Origin of the sequence: Actinomadura sp. GC306 (assembly GCF_004348665.1) — a bacterium.
Taxonomy (GTDB): Bacteria; Actinomycetota; Actinomycetes; order Streptosporangiales; family Streptosporangiaceae; genus Spirillospora.
Genome location: NZ_SMKM01000519.1, coordinates 1 through 1,654, shown reverse-complemented (window position 1 = coordinate 1,654; position 1,654 = coordinate 1). Strand labels below are relative to the sequence as shown.

Here is a 1,654-nt window from a genome sequence, read left to right as displayed (position 1 = left end):
GGGGAAGGCGGCCTACGCGCGGGAGCGGGCGTCCGGCCAGGTTGTTCCGGCGGATGAGGCGCCACAGATCACGGGGTTCCGCGTCGTCTCCTACACGCCGGAGACCGCGGTGATCGGAACGGTGTCGCGGGACCCGGTGAATGATGGACGAGTGGCCAGGACCACCACCGTGAAGTGGGAGGACGAGTGGAAGCTCGTGCCGACTTCAGAGGGTGCTTCGGGTTCGCCGCCCCGGAAAGTCGACTCGCTTTCCGGCTTCGTCTACTGGGGCGACTTCGGGCCTCCCAAGCGCTGAGTCAGTGGCGGCGGGAGGCGGGGAGGCGGTCGGTCAGGACGGGTTCGCCGAGCGGCAGGGCCGGTTGGCGGAGCATGGCGTTGAGGAGGGTGGCGGCTGAGGTGTACCAGGCGCACAGGGCGGCCAGGACGCCTATGTAGCCGCCTATCTGGACGGTCGTCTCGGTCGTGGCGAGGTTGCCGATGAAGAGGATGATCAGGGTGGCCTCCAGGCTGATGAAGATGGCCAGGACGGCCTGGTTGATCTGGGTGCTGAGCAGGAGCAGGTAGGCGGTGAGGATCGCGAACGCGAGCATGATCCAGCCGAGGTCGTTGGCCTGTTCGGCGGGGTCGGTGGCGCCGGCCAGGAGGACGACGTAGAGGCCGAGGCCCAGCCAGAAGGCGCCGTAGGAGGAGAAGGCCGTGGCCCAGAAGACGTCGCGGTTGCGGAATGCCCACATGCCCGCCAGGAGTTGGACGAGGCCGCCGAACGCGAGGGCGTAGCCGAGCCAGGCGTCGGTGCCGTTGGTCCAGCCGGCGTTCTTGGCGGAGAAGAGGAAGAGCGTCACGGCCAGGGCTGCCAAGCCCAGCGGGACGGGGTCCGCGGCGGTGAGCTGTGTCCGGGATTCTTGCTCGGCCTGGGACATGGTGCCTCCTGGATGTAGGCATTTCCCCATAAGCCTGCCCGCGTTCCGGGCGGTTTCCCGCTGCCCGGCTAGTTTTGAACGGAATTGACGGAGTGCGGGAGCGTGATCCGGACGGTCGTCCCGCGGGACGGGGCGGAGAGCAGTTCGGCCTGGCCGCCGTGAGCTGCGGCGATGGCGGCGACGATCGGGAGGCCGAGACCCGTTCCGGTGGTGCCGTGGAAGCGTTCGAAGGCGCGGGCGGCGTCGGCGGCCGACATTCCGGGGCCCTTGTCGGTCACTTCGATGAGACCGGGAGCCAGGTGAATGGTCGCCGGTGTCCCAGCCGGAGTGTGCGTGCGGATATTTGCCAGAAGATTGGCGAAAACCTGGCGTATTCGTAATTCGTCCACCGTTGCGAGGAGGGTGTCCGGGGCGTCCAGGGTGAGGGGGCGGTCCGGGTCGGCGGCGGCCGCGTCGGCGATGGCGTCGCGGGCGAGGACGACCAGGTCGGTGGGGGCCGGGCGCAGGGACGCCTCGCGGTCCAGGCGGGCCAGGTCGAGGAGGTCGGTGACGAGTTTGTTCATGCGGCGGGCCTCGTCCTCGATGCGGCGCATGGCGTCGGGCAGTTCGGCGGGGCCGAGCGCGCCGTGCCGGTACAGCTCGGCGTAGCCCTGGATCGTCGTCAGCGGGGTGCGCAGTTCGTGGGACGCGTCGGCCGCGAACTCGCGGACGCGGGCCTCGGAGCGGCTGCGGGC

General features: G+C 69.7%; 3 protein-coding genes. 1 reads left to right on the top strand and 2 read right to left on the bottom strand.

The genetic code is table 11. The features are described from left to right. A partial coding sequence (locus E1200_RS34250) for a hypothetical protein (protein ID WP_207933674.1) occupies positions 1-295 on the top strand: 295 nt, incomplete at its 5' end. Between the two features lies 1 nt (position 296). Here E1200_RS34250 and E1200_RS33215 read toward each other — a convergent pair. Then, entirely contained in the window at positions 297-920 is a 624-nt protein-coding gene (locus tag E1200_RS33215) for an acetate uptake transporter (RefSeq protein ID WP_165950568.1), read from the bottom strand. Between the two features lie 68 nt (positions 921-988). Then, on the bottom strand, positions 989-1,654 hold a 666-nt coding region (locus E1200_RS33210; protein ID WP_131956621.1), incomplete at its 5' end, for a HAMP domain-containing sensor histidine kinase.

Coding starts and splice junctions, on each gene's coding strand:
- E1200_RS33215 (WP_165950568.1), bottom strand. CDS start 920: ATGTCCCAGGCCGAGCAAGAATCCCGGACACAGCTCACCGCCGCGGAC.